Source organism: Janthinobacterium sp. HH104, assembly GCF_001758715.1.
Classification (GTDB): domain Bacteria; phylum Pseudomonadota; class Gammaproteobacteria; order Burkholderiales; family Burkholderiaceae_D; genus Janthinobacterium; species Janthinobacterium aestuarii.
In genome coordinates this window covers 447331-463935 of record NZ_LRIB01000013.1, presented here as the reverse complement: position 1 = coordinate 463935, position 16605 = coordinate 447331, and the positions used below count along the sequence as shown (strand labels likewise).

At 54.0% G+C, this 16605-nt stretch carries 15 protein-coding genes and 1 tRNA gene; 9 read left to right on the top strand and 7 right to left on the bottom strand.

The window, feature by feature from the left end; genetic code table 11:
* Window positions 1–810: 810 nt before the first annotated feature.
* Window positions 811–1917 (top strand): glycosyltransferase, encoded by a 1107-nt coding sequence (locus JAB6_RS02955; RefSeq protein ID WP_070301301.1) that lies wholly within the window; start codon window positions 811–813, stop codon window positions 1915–1917.
* A gap of 234 nt (window positions 1918–2151) precedes the next feature.
* Entirely contained in the window at window positions 2152–3459 is a 1308-nt protein-coding gene (locus JAB6_RS02950) for a lipopolysaccharide biosynthesis protein (RefSeq protein WP_139143259.1), read from the top strand.
* 213 nt (window positions 3460–3672) lie between these two features.
* Here the strand turns inward: JAB6_RS02950 and JAB6_RS02945 are convergent, their stop codons facing one another.
* Window positions 3673–5223, bottom strand: coding sequence for a DEAD/DEAH box helicase (locus JAB6_RS02945; protein ID WP_070301299.1), 1551 nt, complete (start codon window positions 5221–5223; stop codon window positions 3673–3675).
* Window positions 5224–5597: 374 nt separating this feature from the next.
* On the opposite strand from JAB6_RS02945, the gene JAB6_RS28305 reads away from it, so the two are divergent.
* Complete coding sequence (locus tag JAB6_RS28305) at window positions 5598–5816, top strand: oxidoreductase-like domain-containing protein (RefSeq protein WP_083292492.1); 219 nt, start codon at window positions 5598–5600, stop codon at window positions 5814–5816.
* A gap of 10 nt (window positions 5817–5826) precedes the next feature.
* On the opposite strand, the gene JAB6_RS02940 is transcribed toward JAB6_RS28305, so the two are convergent.
* Window positions 5827–7518, bottom strand: a complete 1692-nt coding sequence (locus JAB6_RS02940) for a methyl-accepting chemotaxis protein (RefSeq protein ID WP_070301298.1) — start codon at window positions 7516–7518, stop codon at window positions 5827–5829.
* Window positions 7519–7999: 481 nt separating this feature from the next.
* Between JAB6_RS02940 and JAB6_RS02935 the strand changes: the two genes are divergently transcribed.
* From JAB6_RS02935 to JAB6_RS02915, 6 genes are all read left to right on the top strand, one after another.
* Window positions 8000–8719 carry a Crp/Fnr family transcriptional regulator gene (locus JAB6_RS02935; RefSeq protein WP_034747863.1) on the top strand — a complete coding sequence of 240 codons (720 nt, stop codon included), beginning with the start codon at window positions 8000–8002 and terminating at the stop codon, window positions 8717–8719.
* Between the two features lie 71 nt (window positions 8720–8790).
* Window positions 8791–9396 carry a glutathione S-transferase gene (locus JAB6_RS02930; protein ID WP_070301297.1) on the top strand — a complete coding sequence of 202 codons (606 nt, stop codon included), beginning with the start codon at window positions 8791–8793 and terminating at the stop codon, window positions 9394–9396.
* A 120-nt stretch (window positions 9397–9516) separates the two neighbouring features.
* Entirely contained in the window at window positions 9517–10008 is a 492-nt protein-coding gene (locus JAB6_RS02925; protein WP_034746999.1) for a DUF4265 domain-containing protein, read from the top strand.
* 263 nt (window positions 10009–10271) lie between these two features.
* Window positions 10272–10664, top strand: a complete 393-nt coding sequence (locus JAB6_RS28825) for an STY0301 family protein (RefSeq protein WP_139143258.1) — start codon at window positions 10272–10274, stop codon at window positions 10662–10664.
* A gap of 158 nt (window positions 10665–10822) precedes the next feature.
* Complete coding sequence (locus tag JAB6_RS02920) at window positions 10823–11536, top strand: YjjG family noncanonical pyrimidine nucleotidase (protein ID WP_070301296.1); 714 nt, start codon at window positions 10823–10825, stop codon at window positions 11534–11536.
* Window positions 11537–11633: 97 nt separating this feature from the next.
* Entirely contained in the window at window positions 11634–12110 is a 477-nt protein-coding gene (locus tag JAB6_RS02915) for a DUF2726 domain-containing protein (RefSeq protein WP_070301295.1), read from the top strand.
* A 16-nt stretch (window positions 12111–12126) separates the two neighbouring features.
* Here JAB6_RS02915 and JAB6_RS02910 read toward each other — a convergent pair whose 3' ends face one another.
* The 5 genes from JAB6_RS02910 to JAB6_RS02895 all read right to left on the bottom strand — a co-directional run bounded on the left by JAB6_RS02910 (window position 12127) and on the right by JAB6_RS02895 (window position 16590).
* Window positions 12127–12462, bottom strand: a complete 336-nt coding sequence (locus tag JAB6_RS02910) for an FKBP-type peptidyl-prolyl cis-trans isomerase (RefSeq protein ID WP_070301294.1) — start codon at window positions 12460–12462, stop codon at window positions 12127–12129.
* A gap of 958 nt (window positions 12463–13420) precedes the next feature.
* Window positions 13421–14440, bottom strand: coding sequence for a ParA family protein (locus JAB6_RS28300; RefSeq protein WP_083292491.1), 1020 nt, complete (start codon window positions 14438–14440; stop codon window positions 13421–13423).
* Window positions 14441–14832: 392 nt separating this feature from the next.
* Window positions 14833–14970 carry a hypothetical protein gene (locus JAB6_RS29225; RefSeq protein ID WP_175444477.1) on the bottom strand — a complete coding sequence of 46 codons (138 nt, stop codon included), beginning with the start codon at window positions 14968–14970 and terminating at the stop codon, window positions 14833–14835.
* Between the two features lie 393 nt (window positions 14971–15363).
* Entirely contained in the window at window positions 15364–16206 is an 843-nt protein-coding gene (locus JAB6_RS02900) for a hypothetical protein (protein WP_139143257.1), read from the bottom strand.
* Window positions 16207–16511: 305 nt separating this feature from the next.
* Window positions 16512–16590 (bottom strand) — tRNA-Ile (locus tag JAB6_RS02895).
* Window positions 16591–16605: the final 15 nt, after the last annotated feature.

Below are 16605 nucleotides of genomic sequence, written 5' to 3'. Positions count from 1 at the left end.
AAGAAAATGCCACATCCAAAGCAATAATTCCAAAAAGAAAATATACTTACCCTGCAAAAGTACGCTCATTCAGATGAACAGCGATCCTGCGCACAATATCTTGCGGAATCATCCGCAGCAGAACACTTCGCATAGCGTAAAATATATACTTGATCAATCCAGGCGGTTGCTTTTTTCACATCGACGCAATTTACCACCTGATAACTCAAAAAAATTTTACGGAATTTACAACATTTTTAAATAAAATAAAAGCTTGGTTACGTCCAGTAACAACTGTATCCAATTAAATATTTTTAGAAATGAAGAAATAAAATAAATTACACACTATCGGCACTATCTGTTTTACAGTTCTTCTGCTCAACCGTAGAATCGGCTATGATCAGGACTGACTGGGGCATGGTATTTTTTCAATCCCGAACTTCGGATACCAGGCCTGGCGTGGCTGCGCTTTGACTGTTTCCGGGAACAGATCAATCTGTCGCATGCGCCCGAACAGGCAGTCACCGTCATGAACACGCAGGCCCTGGAACCGATGCAGGGAACGAGGCAAACAGATGCGACGTTAGCTACCCATCTCACAGCGCGGGCCTTGCCTACCTCAAGTCAGCTCCCCGCCACAGTCGCAAACTGCGCCGCGTGGCCGGTACGGCAAGCAGATTTATTGATTTAGTCCGCTCCATAAAGTTATAACGCCTGACAAACCGTAGCGTGCAGAGATGTTGCGGTAACAGCGTAACGGAACAAAGGTCCGCAGCAAGTTGCAACAGGCGCTCCCAGCCGGGGTTCTTAGTCATTTTTTAATTGGATATTATGCTTTCAGTTGTAGTCAGTTTCATCACCGCATTCTTTGCAACACTCTTTATTGTTAAGCTATCCAGAAACATGAAGAAGATGCTGGATCATGACCTGGCCAGTGTGCAAAAAATTCATGCCAGACCCGTGCCACGTATCGGTGGGCTGGCAATTTATGCGGCGACACTAACAGGCACTGCGGTCACTTTCTGGAGAACACCAGAGGTGGGCGCATGGGTGTTTCTGTTGGTCCTGTGTGCCAGTCTGGCATTTGGCTGCGGCATTGTCGAAGACTTCACCAAGCAAGTCAGTGCATTCCGCCGGTTGCTGCTGACGATGATATCCGTCGTCATTGGTTATTATGTAATGGATGCGAAGATCGTCCGTATCGACATTCCTCTGGTGGATGCCTGGCTCAAATATGCCTGGATTGCATTGCCGTTGACAGTGCTTGCGGTGGCCGGCATCGCAAATGCCATCAACATCATCGATGGCTTTAATGGCCTGGCAAGTGTCGTGTCTATTTTCATGCTTCTTTCCATGGCGTATGTCGCATTTCTGGTCGGGGACTTTCATGTCATGGCAGCCTGCCTGATACTGATTGGCGCGATTGCAGGCTTCTTCGTATGGAATTATCCGAACGGACTGATTTTCTTGGGCGATGGGGGCGCGTATTTCATCGGCTTCATGCTCGGCGAACTGGCGGTATTGCTGGTTGTGCGCAACAAAGAAGTTTCTGCCTGGTATGCGGTCTTGCTGATGATTTATCCCGTCTTTGAGACCATCTTTTCGATCTACCGCCGGAAATTCATTCGCGGCGTCTCGCCTGGATTACCCGATGGTATCCACCTGCACATGCTGGTATTTAAGCGTCTAGTGCGTTGGACGATAGGCAAGCGCGACGCTCATGCGCTGACGCGCCGCAACTCATTGACGGCTCCCTACCTGTGGCTGCTGTCACTGACTGCCGTGATCCCTGCTACGCTCTTCTGGCGCTACCAATGGGTACTAGTCGCCTTTTCAATGCTGTTTATCGTCACCTACGTGTGGCTGTATACGCAAATTGTGCGTTTTAAATCGCCGCAATGGATGATTCTAAGGCAGCGTTTACGCAAGAAAAAATAAGCCTTTTCAGTGGGACATGGCACACGGCACCGCCGAGCTCACCCGGCGGCCTAACAAATCCTCACAATTTGGCATCCTGTCCCTGCCAGCGCCATTTATAATGTGCGCTTGCGGTATTCATGGATAGTACGTCCATATTGCGTCTCTCACTGCCACGCAGGACTGCGCAGAGCAGTCGCTTGACTGCCAGACTTGGCTCCGACGGGAAGGCCCGCAAGTCAGCAAGGTCACTGAATGATCATTTTTGCCAGCTGCATTGGACCTCTGCGCCCCCAGCTCACCTCAAACGTTTTTATTAAAGAAAATTTCATGGACCAATCTTCGCAACTAAGGGAAAAAGGGAATCATCCTGCAGACGAAAGCATTAATTTCAACGATTTCCTGGCTTCCCTGTGGCATTCCCGCCGCATCATTCTTGGCATTACCATATTAAGTGCCGCCATTGGCGCTGCCACTGTGTATGCTTTCCCAAAGTATCGCAGCGAAGGATTCTTTCAATTTGGCGGCCCAATTCCCGTTACCGTACAAAAGAGCATCAAAGATTCAGAACCCAACCCTGGCATCAGCTTGGCGAACTACAAACGCTATGCTGCCGCGTTCAATACCAGCGGACGCTTTAGCGAATTTTCGGAAAAAAACAAAACGCTTGATGCGAAGGATTTCGAAAAAATGCGCCGCGTATTCTCTGCGCGCGAAGGCATTGGCCAAATGATCGAACCTGTTTTTCCGTTTACCAAGCTCGATGCCAAGGAATTAGCCGGTGAAGTAAAGGACGGAAATAACAATGTCATCGGCCTGCGGATCAGCGCAATCAACGATACTCCAGAGGGAGCCCAGCGCATGGTTGCGCTGATGGGGCGCTATACGATCGATACGATCATTTACCTGATTTATTCAGATAATTTGCGCTTCAAGCAAACCGAAATTACCACAAAAATCACCAAGCTGGATAACGATATCATCGAGGAAAAAGAACGGCTGGAAAAATTCAAGCGCAAGGGTGGTGACCTGAAGCAGATCGTCAACCGCTATCCCGAGCCTGCCAGTCAGCCATCACGCCAGATCGTCACGATCAATGATGACAATGCCCGCTATCTGTCGCCAGTCACGCAATTAATGACCAGCGAAGTAGAGATTTCAGAGGCCAACGAAGCCATTCTGCAGGCAAAAACGGAACAAAGTAAAAATGTCTTGCTCCTCGAATACTATAAAAAGGCCAAAGACCTGATCGACAACACCCGCTCAGGGGAGGAAGTGCTGCGTGGACTGGAACCCCTGAAAATCGAAGTATTCAAGGGAAAAAATATGGATGACGAAGTGATCAAGCAAGTTTACAACTCCATCACGATCGACAATCAAAATGCACTGAATATTTACTTGGAAAAGAGCCGCTTCATTGCAGGTCCAAGCTTGCCAGAAAATCGTGCCGACCGACTCTCGCATGTCGTCGGTAAGGCCGCACTTTTCGGCCTGCTCCTTTCCCTGATATTTGTTATTGGCCGCAACTGGTGGCGCGAAAACAACCTCAGTCTGCTCAAGTAAGCGCCCTATGTCATGCCTGTATTCTGCGAGATATACTTTAGACAAAACAGTCGCCGACAGATGCACAACAGTGCCTCGCTCATGCCGAGGAAATGCGTAAGCTGCCTGATGCATGTAGCTTCCGCCCCAGCAAAAAAACAGCCAGGTAAAACCTGGCTGTTCATCATTTCTCTGTAAAACGTTAGTACTTGTCCAACCCCATGCCATCCACGTTTAATGTTTGACTAGTCCACCAAGCAAAGCAGCAATTTTCTGCTTCGGCTTGGCCGCGGCAGGCGCCATGCTGGCGGCAGCGGGAGCGGCTGCTTTGGCGGGCTCATATGGCTTCAGGAACCAGGGATCGGCCTTCTCGCGGCGGGCGCCAGGACCAAAGGCGGGACGCGCACCGCGCTCGGCGGAACGGCTGTCGCGGCTCTCGCCGGCATGGCGGCTCTCCGGGGCGCGTGCGGGACGCGCCTCGCCACCTTCGGTGCGGCGCGGTGGGCGGCGCTCGCTGTCGCTGCTGCGGGCAGGAGCGGGATTGAAGCCCGTCAATTCGCCGCGCTTGATGCTTTGCTTGATGAGTTTCTCGATATCGGCCAGCAAGCGCTCGTCTTTATCCGAGTAGATCGAGATGGCGTCGCCCGAGGCGCCGGCACGGCCCGTGCGGCCGATACGGTGCACATAGTCTTCCGCGTTGTACGGCAAGTCGAAGTTGATGACGCAAGGCAAGTCGGAAATATCCAGGCCGCGCGCCGCCACGTCGGTGGCCACCAGCACGTCGATCTCGCCCTTCTTGAACGCTTCCAGCGCCGCCATGCGTTCCTGCTGGCTCTTGTCGCCGTGAATCGCCGTGGCGCTCATGCCTTCCTGTTCCAGCACGCGGGCCAGGCGCGAGGCACCGATCTTGGTGTTCGAGAAGACGATAACCTGCTTCAGGTCGCGCTGGCGCAGCAGATGGGCGACCAGGGCATGCTTCTGGTCTTCCGTGACCTTGTAGACCACTTGCGTGACCTTGTCGGCCGTCTGGTTGCTGCGCGCCACTTCGATCGTCAGCGGATCGTTGAGGAAGGTCGCCGCCAGCTTCTTGATTTCTGGCGAGAACGTCGCCGAGAACATCAGGTTCTGGCGTTGCTTCGGCAGCAAGTTGATGATGCGTTGCAAGTCCGGCAAGAAGCCCATGTCCAGCATGCGGTCCGCCTCATCCATGACCAGCATCTGCACCTGGCTCAGGCTGATGTTCTTTTGCTCAATATGGTCGAGCAGGCGGCCTGGCGTGGCGATGACGATTTCCACGCCGCCGCGCAGGATGACGGTTTGCGGCTTCATGTCCATGCCGCCGAAGACGACGGTCGAACGCAGCGGCGTGTGCTGGGCGTAGGCCTTGACGTTTTCGGCCACCTGCACCGCCAGTTCACGCGTCGGCGTGAGGATCAGCGCACGCACCGGGTGGCGTGCCGGCGACATGCTGCTGCTGGCATGCGCCATCAGCAACTGGATGATCGGCAAGGAAAAACCGGCCGTCTTGCCGGTGCCCGTTTGCGCGGCACCCATCACATCGCGGCCTTGCAGCACCACGGGGATCGCTTGTTCCTGGATCGGTGTCGGATGGGTGTAGCCCTGGTCGGTCAGTGCGCGCTGGATTTCAGGCGCGAGGCCGAAGTCGGCAAAGGTCAGGCTGGGAGCAGCGGATGCGGCAGGTGCTGGTGCAGGCGCAGCGGCGACGGGCGCCGCTTCAGGGGCAATCGCCGGGCTGGGCGTAGGAGTCGATTCGGTTTCAGACATAAATTTTCTGGTGTGCCTCCGCACTGCGGAAGCCATGCTTTCTCAATAAACAACATTTCGGGGCACAGGCAGCTCCGTCTTGCAAGCCATGGATCATTGTTCTTGCGGCACCTCTGTGCTCCGGGACATGCTGGATGGCGTATGCGGGAGCGTCGAAGAGATGTGCTGCGATGGCGGCGGAGATCGCGCCGGCGGAACATCGCGCGCAGAAGATACAATATCAGTGCTGTAAACGATACCCTAATTCACCGCAACTGTACACGGAAACCGTGATTTTTGAGCAAAAAGCATTCCAGCAATGGCCTGCGGGAATGCCGTATGATGCCGTTCCAATGCCTGCTCCGATCCCTGCCGCTCCATCCCCTGCCCTCACCATGTCCACCCCGCCCTTAGCCCACGATCCGCAACCGCAGCCACCCAGCAAACCGGGCAATGACGAGTGCTGCCATAGCGGTTGCACCTTTTGCGTGCTGGAAATGTACCAGGAAGACCTGGCCGCCTACGAAGAGGCCCTGAGGGCCTGGCAACAGCGCCAGCAAGCCGCTGCCGCGCCCGCGGCCCCAGGCGTCAAGAAGCCGCGCAAGCGCGCTTGACTTCATTCACTTAAAAGCTTTCCCACTCATCGACTGGTGCCGCGCAACGCGCCGTGCTGGCCAGTTGACGCGGCGCCGGTGCCGGCGTCACGGTTGCCGGCGTCTTGACGGTGACGGTGACGGGTGCGCGCGGCCGGTTCGCGGCGGCGCTGGCCACGTCAAGCTTGAAGACGCTGACGACGGCGCTCAGGCTGGCAGCCTGTTCCTGCATCGATTCGGCTGCCGCGGCCGCCTCTTCCACCAGGGCCGCATTTTGCTGCGTCACCTGGTCCATCTGGGCGATGGCCTGGTTAACTTGCTCAATACCGGCGCTCTGCTCGCTGCTGGCGGCCGTGATCTCGCTCATGATGTCCGTCACGCGGGTGATGCTGGCAACGATGTCATCCATCGTGCGGCCCGCCTGGTCCACCAGTTTCGAGCCCGCCTCGACTTTCTCGACCGAATCGCCGATCAGGACCTTGATATCCTTGGCTGCCGCGGCCGAGCGTTGCGCCAGGTTGCGCACTTCCGTGGCCACGACGGCAAAGCCGCGCCCCTGCTCACCCGCACGCGCCGCCTCGACGGCCGCATTCAGGGCCAGGATATTGGTCTGGAAAGCAATGCCGTCGATGACGGCGATGATGTCGACAATCTTGCGCGACGATTCGTTGATCGACGCCATCGTGCCCACCACTTCGCCGACGACCTTGCCGCCCTCGATGGCGATGCTCGACGAGGTCTGCGCCATGGTGTTGGCCTGGCGCGCATTGTCCGCATTCTGCTTCACGGTCGACGTCAGCTCTTCCATCGACGAAGCTGTTTCTTCCAGCGAACTGGCCTGCTCTTCCGTGCGCGACGACAGATCCTGGTTGCCGGCCGCGATCTGGCTCGACGCCGTGGCGATGGTATCGGTGCCGCTGCGTACCTGGCCCACCAGCTTTTGCAGGCTGGCATTCATGTCTTTCAGGGCCTGCATCAACTGCCCCGTTTCGTCTTGCGATTGCACAACGATCTGTGCGGTCAGATCGCCAGCGGCCACCTGGCGCGCCACGCCGACGGCCTCGATCAGCGGACGCGCCACGCTGCGCGCCACCCACAGCGCCAGCAACATGCCGATGACGACGATACCTACCACCAAGCCGATCAGGCTGGCGCGCGAGGCCGCATAGGTTGCATCGGCGCTGGCGCTCGAGCGCACGCCGCCGTCCGTGTTAATCGACACCAGTTTATCGAGGGCCGCCATCATGTCCGTCATGACCTTGGCCGACGGCCCCACAGCCAGCGCGCGCGCCTCTTCCTTTTTCATCTCGCGCGACAGGCTCAGCATGGTTGCATGCAGACGCATGAATTCATCGTTGAGCGCCAGGAAGCGCTCGAACACTTCCTTCTCGCCCGCTGCGGAAATCAGGCTGCGGTACTTGTCGGCATCGGCCTTCAGCTTGGCCTGGGTTTCCGTCATGCGCGTTTCGTTCTGCACCATGTCGGCATCCTGCGCGGCCAGCATGTGCGCCAGCTCCCAGCGGCGGAAATCGCTGACATCGCTGCGCATATTCATGGCCGTCAGCACGCTGGGCATCCAGTTGTCGGACAGGTCGGTCGACGCGGTATTGATGCGCGCCATGGACAAGATCGCCGACACGCCCAAGGCCGCCGTCAACAGCAGCACGGCGCCAAACGACAAGATCAGCTTGGTGGCAATTTTCAAATCAAAAAACCATTTCATGCGTTGCTTTCCTTCATTAAACGAACGGGACAAAAGTGAGCAGAGATGGAGAGCAAGCTCATACCGGCACACAAATCGAATTTCCGCAATGCAACATTTTATCACCGTCGTACTGCAGCGCAGAGTGGTTTGATCGCGGCGTGCGGCCAAAGTTCGCGCATAGCGGGCAGCACGGCATTTTTTTCCCCAGCACGCTTGTTTCCACAAGGAAAAATGCAGCAGCAGGCGTAGGAGTCGGATGACACGAGGCAATGTTCCTAGCCTACATAAGCACGTCGGCTCATCCGATGCCCGCCGGCGCCCCCTGGTTCTATAGTGGATACAAGATTCAGCACAACGCTAGCAAGCCATAAAAGCAGCGCCATCCAACAAAATCAGAAGACGAGGCCCTACCATGTACAAAGCTTATAGCAACCTGACACCAGCAACGAATGCCCACGCAGCCGCCCAGCACAACTGGCAAGCCGCACCCGCCACGCCCATGATCAGCATCACGGGCGCGCAACAGAACGAATTGCTGCGTGCCTTGTCGCGCGCCGATCTGGAGCGCCTGTTTTGCCAACTGGAATTGGTCGCTTTGCCTGCCGGCAAGCACCTGTTCGATTGCGGCGGCAAGATTGAATACACGTACTTCCCCACCAACGCCATCGTTTCCCTGCTGTATGTGATGGAAGATGGCGCCACCACCGAGATCGCCGTCGTTGGCCGCGAAGGCGTGGCCGGCGTGGTGCTGTACGAAGCCGAGCGCGCCACCTGCACCGCCATCGTGCAAACGGCCGGCTACGGCTACCGCCTGAAAACGGCCTTCCTGCGCGAAGTGTTCAATGAAGGCGGCGCCCTGGCGCAATTGCTGATGCGCTACACCAGCGCCATGTTTGCGCAAATGGCGCAGAACGTGGTGGGCGGCCGCCATTGCAGCATCGAACAAAAACTGTGCCGCTGGCTGCTGGACCGCCTCGACCGTTCCCTGTCGAACGAACTGAAGGTAACGCAAGACACCATGGCCAACATGCTGGGCGTGCGCCGCGAAAGCATCACCGTCACGGCCCGCAAGCTGCAGGACGAAGGCTTGATCCAATACCGCCGCGGCACGGTCGAAGTACTCGACCGCGAAGGCCTGGAAGCGGCCGCCGGCAATTGCTACAAGGCCGCCCGCGCCGGTTTCGAACAATTCCGCAGCGGCATCAGCGCACACAATTAAGCACCATGTTGGCAAACGGGCAGGCAAGCGGGTATCGTAGACATTCCCGCTGACTTCCCCGGAGACTGGCCATGAAACTGATCGGCATGCTCGACTCGCCCTATGTGCGCAGGGTCGCCATCTGTTTGCAACTGCAGGGCATTAACTACGAGCACTTGCCGCTGTCCGTGTTCCGCAACATGGATGCTTTGCGCGAGATCAACCCCGTCATCAAGGTACCGACCCTGGTCCTGGACGACGGGCAAGTGCTGATGGATTCCACCTTGATCCTGCACTATCTGTCGCTGCTGCGCCCCGCCACTTCCGTCCCTGACCTCGCCAACAGCGTGCGCGCGCTGCGCTTGACAGGCTTGGCGCTGGCCGCCTATGAAAAAGCCGTACAAATCGTCTATGAGCGCAAGCTGCGTCCGCTCGACAAGCAGCACGCGCCGTGGCTGGAACGGGTCAGCATGCAATTGCACGCCGCGTGGAACCTGCTGGAACAGGAATGCGCACACCTGCCCCTGCCTAGCGAGACGGGCACCATCGACCAGGCGGGCGTGACCATCGCCGTCGGCTGGAGCTTCGCCCAGCTGGAAACGCCCGATATCGTCAAACCGGCCGACTACCCGGCCATCCACGCCTACACGCGCTCGGCGGAAACCCTGCCTGCCTTCCTGGCCACGCCGCCAGTCTGAACCACCGGGCGAACTGCCTGCGGCAGGTGCGGCCCCAGCAGGCACGCACCCGGTACAATATTGGTATTCCCCTATCTGGCGCGCCCAACAGCGCGGCGCGCCGGCACCATGAAAGAATGAATGGAAGACATCAATTGCGAAGGCTTGCCGCACATCCGCGTACTGGCAGGCGAAAACACCGACGGCCCCGTGTATGAGACCCTGCCGGCACGCCAGATCGACGAGCACGTCTACGAACTGCTGGCCTCGCCCGGCCTGACCCTGAACCTGGCACGCGGCGACATCGTCAGCATCGCCGACCCGCTCGCCCCCGCCGAAGTGCTCAAGCGCGGCGGCAACTTCTGCATCCAGATCTATGCCGACGACGTGTCGCAAGAGGCAGTGGACCAGCTCGAACGCGACGTGCAAAGCCAGCTCGGCGGCACCATGGACGGCCAGTACAAGGGCAACCTCACCTTCAGCGTGCCGGGACACCACGGCATCTACAGCATCAACGGTCCCTTCGACGCCTTCCGCGAAGCGACGGGCGTGGAGTGGTACTTCGCCAACATCTACGTCAACCTCGATGACGACGATGATGAAACCTTGCTCAACTGGTGGGTGGATATGTAAGGTTGCCCGTGCGCCAGGCGGGGCCATAACACACGTCAATGCGTCGTATTGCCCTGGCGCACATCAAGATACCGGCCCGCATCTTGCGTACGCTCTCTCTACCGTCAACCACAGAGAGAAACGCTATGCCCTACATTGCGCGTGCCGACTATGCAAAGCAAAAAGAGATCGTAGGAAATGGCGAATGCGTCACCCTCGCCAGGCACCTCACTGGCGCCCGTGCCTCGTCGCTTTGATCGCCCCGAAATCTATTCGGTGGTCGAATGAAGCCGCTCGCACTGCTGGCATTGGCTATCGCGGTCACGACGATGCAGCCAACTGCAGCAGCCCCTTTTTCTTGCCCGCAAGCAGCTCCATTGACCTGGGACCTGCCAGCCGCCAGGCTCGACAGCGTGCGCGTGCTGTCCTATCCGGCGAATCAGCCGCCAGCGAACGGCGCCGCCTTGCCTATCCTGGCACCAGACAGGGAGTGGACACGAGCCGGCACCTTGTATCAACGCTGGAATATCAATTTCGATGCCCCCCACTATCTGTTTCAAGTGGACTGCCTGTATGCCGGTACCGAACGCTACCTGCGCTTGGATTTGCCGGGAGTCAAACAGTGCACCTCAGCTATCCAACAGCGAACGAAAATAATAAGTTTTCAGTGCAAATAGTACGCTGGGCCGAATTTCTCATGCATGCTCATGGGAAAAAACGGAGTGCGTGTGACAAGTCTGGCAGCGGTCGTGGTGGATCGCCAGCGCAGGGCACGGCAAACCGAACTCATCGCTACGTGCTACGATGCAAGACAAGTTCCTTTCAATGACACGCCATGAAATACAAGCTATTCCTGTTTGACCTCGACGATACCCTGCTCGACTTCCGGGCCTCCGAAAAACGCTCGTTCCTGCACACCATGCACGAACTGGGCTTGCGCGACAACATCGACGCGCTGTTTTCCCAATACCAGGCGATCAACGTCGACCTGTGGAGACGTTTCGAAACGGGTGACGTGACCAAAGATTTCCTGAAAGTGGAGCGCTTCCGCAAGACGTTTGCGCTGAACGGCATCGCCATCGATCCGGAACTGGCCAGCCGTTTATATCTGGACTCCCTGCCGGACACGGTCGTGCTCATCGATGGCGCCAAAGAAGTGTGTGAAATGCTGTCGCGTATCGGCGAAGTGGGCATCATCACCAACGGCGTCGACTCCATCCAGAACCGCCGCATCGCCGCCTCCGGCCTGAGCGACTACATCTCCTTCGTCGCCACCTCCGAAGCGTGCGGCCATGCCAAGCCGGACGTGCGCTTCTTCGAATACGCCGCCAACATGGCGCGCGCATTCAGCAAGGATACGACCATCATCATCGGCGACCGCCTGGACGCCGACATCCTGGGCGCCAACCGCTACGGCATAGCCAGCTGCTGGTTCAACCCGGACAGCATGGCCAATACCTCGACCGCCATTCCCACCTATGAAGTGGCCAGCCTGCATGACATCGTGCCGGCGCTGGACGTGATACCGGTGAACTTGAAACAGGCTTGATCGCCAACAAGCGCACCACCTGAAATACGCTGGCAGCGGCACGAAAACGCGCCGCTACTCGCGTACCATCAGGACTCGTCCATATTGGTGCCAGCTTATGCCTTCCTACACCGTCCTGCTCGCCATCGCGGCCTTGATCCTGTTCTTTGCCATGCTGGTCACGCGTCAGGCGGCCAAGTCCCGCAGGCCATTGAAGCTGCAAAGAAAGCCCGTGATGACGGCGCGAGAACAACAGATGTACCATCTGCTGCAGACAGCCCTGCCGGAATGCACGGTGTTGGCACAAGTGGCGTTTTCCGCGCTGGTGACGGCAAAAGGATGGGCAAACAGAAACCGTTTCGACCGCAAGGTAGCCGATTTTGTCCTGTGCAGCCAGCAACTGCACGTCATCGCCGTGATCGAGCTCGATGACCGCAGCCATGCCGGCCGCGAACGCCAGGACAGGGAACGCGACGCCATGCTCAGGCTGGCAGGCTATGTGACCTTGCGCTATGCAAACTTTCCCACCCAGCAGGCGCTGCGCGCCGATGTCGAGCAACTGCTGCTGAAAAAAGCCGGCGTCGTATCGGTCTGATTACACCATCCAGACATCAATCGCGCGTCAGCACTTCCAGCAATTCAATCTCGAAGATCAAATTGGAATGCGGCGGAATCAACCCCACCTGCCGCTCGCCATACGCCAGCGCCGCCGGCACCCACAGCTTGCGCTTGCCGCCGACCTGCATGCCGTTCAGTCCCAGAATCCAGCCTTGGATGACCTTGTTATTGCTCAACACACAGCGAAAAGGCTCACCACGCTTGTGCGACGAGTCAAACTCCGTGCCATCCTCCAGCCAGCCCCGGTAATGGGCGGTGATCAGCGCGCCGCGCGCAGCTGCCTTGCCGTCACCCACGACGATATCCTCAATTATCACTTCAGTCGTCATCTTGTTTCATCCTTCATCAAAGCACCAAGCCGCGATTGTACGACAACACCAAAAAGCCCCGGCAGTCACCCGCCGGGGCTTGTTCTAATATTGCTAAATTCTGGTGGCCTCCAGTGAGTCGAACACGGCACAAATGGATTATGAGTCCTTAGCAACGCGTCACTTTATCTATCTTCCTTACAATACAAAGACTTACACCGCATTGGGCAACTACAGGGGGGCATTGCATACCTATACGGTTGAACCTTCGTTGAACTAGCACGTGTACGGGCTGGACGACATCGTCGCTGGCCGGGACGACCGGCCAAAACGCTCCTACATGTCGCCATGACAGAAAAGGGTTCCGCTTCGCTCCAGCCCTCCCGGGCCTCAAATCGCCCTTTTTCCTCGGTCAAACCTCAAAATAGCTTGCAGAGAAAGGGGCATGCGCCGTGAATTAGCTATGGCGAGCGAAGACATCACTGGTCAAAGCCAGTCGGCGCGACTGTTCGGGTCCAAAATTTTCGCAATCGCAGTTGTGTCGGAAATAAGTAAATTATCCTGAAGATACTCAATAGCTGCGATCCGTGCGCGGCAGTACTCTATGAAGATTGCAGACGGAATTGATTGCCGCAGCTCCCTCTCGATTCGATGGAGAATTGGCCATCGACTTTGTCCAAGAATGTCCATCGCTACGTCGTACCTTGCAATTTCTTCACCTACGTCTCTGCCAACATCCATTTTTAGTCACCTGTACGCAAGAATCAAATTTCCGAGAAGAAATCTATCAGATTGCTCAACCCTGATAAAAATAGTAGCTGCTCTCACCAACGGGCAGAAATAGCGCTAAAAGCACTGCATCTACGCAATCCTATGCGTAGATGTAACGCCAATGCACCCCTTCTAGCAGCAAAGACCCAGCCAAAAAATTATCCGGAATACAACGCCAATTTTGAGAGAATCATGCGTATCTCAAGAATTAGAACTTTGCGACTACTGCATCGATTGCTTCTAGTGCTTGATCTCGATATTCAGGCTTGACCTGAACCCTATGTCCACTTATTGTCAATCTTCCCGTTTGCATTACAGCGAAAGGGCAACCGCGAGCAAATGCTACCACCCCTGTTGTACTGAAGTCACGTACATCGACAATTCCGTCAACTGGATCACCGAAAGTGAATAACTCCTTATTGGATTTAATTAGTGATCTCAGATCACTATCGATTCCAGATAATACAGCCGCAAAGGCTGAAGCTTTTCCCATAAATTGAGTAAGCCGATTCTTCAAAATCAAATGAACCTTAGGCATCGTTCTTTTTGCGTCGCTCAATTTTTTAGCAAAGGTATATTTTTCATATACGTCGGATGGAAGCTTTACACCATAAATTAACGAAAATGCGTTTTGAATAGCCCGTCGCGAAGAGTCATCGGCCATTACTGGCAAAATCAAACGATCTGCTGTCGAAAGAGCTATTTGCGTGTACATAGCGAAGCTAGGATTTGTATCTATGAAGGTAACATCATAATCCTCTTTAACTTGCTCCATGAAGTCGCGAAGCCAATCAATAACCCCCAACCAAGTGTTAACACCCGGTAAGTCAACGTTAGCTAACGTATTCATTGCGATTGCCTGCAACTCTAACAGAGGGTCTCCACAAACTAAATCAATGTTGACCGGAATAGCTGGATTATAAGGTTGCACGTGAGTTATGTAACTATAAGCATCGAATTTCGGCGGAGAAAACGGTGCCGGAAGGCGAGCATCAAAATACCCGCCAATACTGCAACGCGGTGTCATACCGTGTCGCTGGAGCAGATTAACGCTACCATTGTTCGCTTGTCCTCCAAGCATCAATTCTGACAGGTTGGCCTGAGGGCATATATCGATGATCAGAATTCTCTTTTCGGGGTTTAATTCCGCATAACGACAAACAGCTTGAAACGTTAAGCTAGTTTTCCCAGTACCACCTTTATTGTTCCATACACCATAAGTAAGCATACCCACCTCCACACGTCTGAAAACACCATTGTAAAGGAGAGTTTAGCCATTTGAAAGGCTTTTTTGTACGCACATGTGGCTTTTGAGTACACGAAAATGGCTTTTTCGTACGAGCAACTGTCACTTCTGGTAGATTTTTGGCGAGTTTTACGTAGGCAAAGTGCCTAACCCTGCCAGAAGGCAACAATGTGTAGTGGCGCGGAGCTGCTACTAAGGCTTTGCATAGCCTTCAAGGAACGACCTGAATCTTTCGCAATACACGAATTAAGCGGCTAAGTCCTAGGCTGAGACGATCTCAACTAGTGAGTAGCAAACTAACCTAACGCGGCAGACGTGCCATTAATATTCCCAATTGGGACCGCGCTAAATCAGCACTATGTTTCAAGCATTAATCAGTCCCAGCGGTAGTCTCCCTTTGCGCCATTGTGATATTTATTGTCGTCATCATAGGGTTCGATAATGCGCATCACCGCAAACACACCTTTTTTTGCGAGAACAATAGCCAAGGGTGGCAGGGTCAGGTCCGCCATTCAGACACAAGCCCAACTATAGCCGCATTAAACAACGATAATGACTTGTAGCGTACGTAATTGCAAATACAAGATCGGACGGTTGGCAGAGTTCATGACGCCTCTTATGCACTCCATACCGATATAAATATGATATTAGTGAAGAATCCAGCTAGCCCATCCAAACGTCAAAACCTTGCAGTGACTGTCACGCGCATAAAAAAATCCCCGGCAGTTACCCGCCGGGGCTTGTTCTAATATTGCTAAATTCTGGTGGGCCTCCCGTGATTCGAACACGGCACCAACGGATTATGAGACACATAATTCACTATAATAAAAAAAACAGGCATTGAGAAATTTCATACTCACCAAGACTAAATCAAAATTCCATGAAAAGAAAATAGCTATGGGAAATTACCTCAGCGCATATACTTCTTCTAAAATTTTAGTATGATCAATATCATCCGTCGCCTTTAAAAGCATGCCATAAATTCTATCAACCTCACCAATAAATTCATCCTTAATATCCCAAGAAATATATTCCTCATCCCTGTCAATATCCTCTTCGGAAATTGAAATTATCCCAAGAGAAGAAAATACTGCCAACAAACACTGAAATACTACGTACTTAACATGAAATGTGTAATATTTTTTTCTATACTCAACCTCGTACTTTTCAGCAATTTTGAAAAACTCATCAATATGTTCTTCTACAGTTTTAACTCCTCTGTTTTTAAGAAGATACGCAAAAAAGAAAAGATAAAATTTTGCCTGCTTATTAATATAAATATCGAGAAATTTTATTACGTATTTATTATCTATAACAACGAGCGATTCCGAACCAAATTTTGAACTCAAACTACTATCATTCCCAATTTTTACAGAAATTTCCTTGATCCCCTCATGCGTAGTACTTACACTATTTTCAATCAAATTCAACTTCTCAGAAATTCTATCCAGCTCTCCCAACTCCTTCCCCAACAATCTTGCTGAATTACCAATTTCCTCCTTAATTGTAGCCAATTTCGTCAATTCAGAAACCATAGCATTGTTTGTTTCTTGTTGTGCTGCACCTTGATAGAAAGCGTATATTATCGCTATAACACCGACCAGAATCCCAACCAATGTGCCACCAAACGCAAATGCATCAACCACATTTTTAATATCAGAGTAGTTATACACTGAGGAATAAACTATATGGAGCAAAATTAATTCCAATAAACATACAATCAATACAAAACCAAAATTCTTTTTCATTAAACCTCCATACCAATAAAAATCAATTAACGAGTGGCAGGGTCAGGTCCGCCATTCAAACACAAGCCCAACCATAGCCGCATTGAACACCGATAATGACCTGTAGCGTACGTAATTGCAAATACAAGATCGAACGGCAAGCAAAGTGCGCAGCACTTCCAATGCACTCCATACCGATATAAAGATGATATTAGTGAAGAATCCAGCTAGCCCATCCAAACGACACAACCTTGCAGTGACTGTCACGCGCATAAAAAAAGCCCCAGCAGTTACCCGCTGGGGCTTGTTCTATTACTGCTAAATTCTGGTGGGCCTCCCGTGAGTCGAACACGGCACCAACGGATTATGAGTCCGCTGCTCTAACCAAGCATGAGCTAGAGGCCCAGGGGACTGCGGCGT

Excerpts from the sequence above, each read along its gene's own strand:
- JAB6_RS02955 (WP_070301301.1), top strand. The coding sequence starts at position 811 with ATGCTTTCAGTTGTAGTCAGTTTCATCACCGCATTCTTTGCAACACTC.
- JAB6_RS02950 (WP_139143259.1), top strand. The coding sequence starts at position 2,152 with ATGATCATTTTTGCCAGCTGCATTGGACCTCTGCGCCCCCAGCTCACC.
- JAB6_RS02945 (WP_070301299.1), bottom strand. The coding sequence starts at position 5,223 with ATGTCTGAAACCGAATCGACTCCTACGCCCAGCCCGGCGATTGCCCCT.
- JAB6_RS28305 (WP_083292492.1), top strand. The coding sequence starts at position 5,598 with ATGTCCACCCCGCCCTTAGCCCACGATCCGCAACCGCAGCCACCCAGC.
- JAB6_RS02940 (WP_070301298.1), bottom strand. The coding sequence starts at position 7,518 with ATGAAATGGTTTTTTGATTTGAAAATTGCCACCAAGCTGATCTTGTCG.
- JAB6_RS02935 (WP_034747863.1), top strand. The coding sequence starts at position 8,000 with ATGATCAGCATCACGGGCGCGCAACAGAACGAATTGCTGCGTGCCTTG.
- JAB6_RS02930 (WP_070301297.1), top strand. The coding sequence starts at position 8,791 with ATGAAACTGATCGGCATGCTCGACTCGCCCTATGTGCGCAGGGTCGCC.
- JAB6_RS02925 (WP_034746999.1), top strand. The coding sequence starts at position 9,517 with ATGGAAGACATCAATTGCGAAGGCTTGCCGCACATCCGCGTACTGGCA.
- JAB6_RS28825 (WP_139143258.1), top strand. The coding sequence starts at position 10,272 with ATGAAGCCGCTCGCACTGCTGGCATTGGCTATCGCGGTCACGACGATG.
- JAB6_RS02920 (WP_070301296.1), top strand. The coding sequence starts at position 10,823 with ATGAAATACAAGCTATTCCTGTTTGACCTCGACGATACCCTGCTCGAC.
- JAB6_RS02915 (WP_070301295.1), top strand. The coding sequence starts at position 11,634 with ATGCCTTCCTACACCGTCCTGCTCGCCATCGCGGCCTTGATCCTGTTC.
- JAB6_RS02910 (WP_070301294.1), bottom strand. The coding sequence starts at position 12,462 with ATGACGACTGAAGTGATAATTGAGGATATCGTCGTGGGTGACGGCAAG.
- JAB6_RS28300 (WP_083292491.1), bottom strand. The coding sequence starts at position 14,440 with ATGCTTACTTATGGTGTATGGAACAATAAAGGTGGTACTGGGAAAACT.
- JAB6_RS29225 (WP_175444477.1), bottom strand. The coding sequence starts at position 14,970 with ATGGCGGACCTGACCCTGCCACCCTTGGCTATTGTTCTCGCAAAAAAA.
- JAB6_RS02900 (WP_139143257.1), bottom strand. The coding sequence starts at position 16,206 with ATGAAAAAGAATTTTGGTTTTGTATTGATTGTATGTTTATTGGAATTA.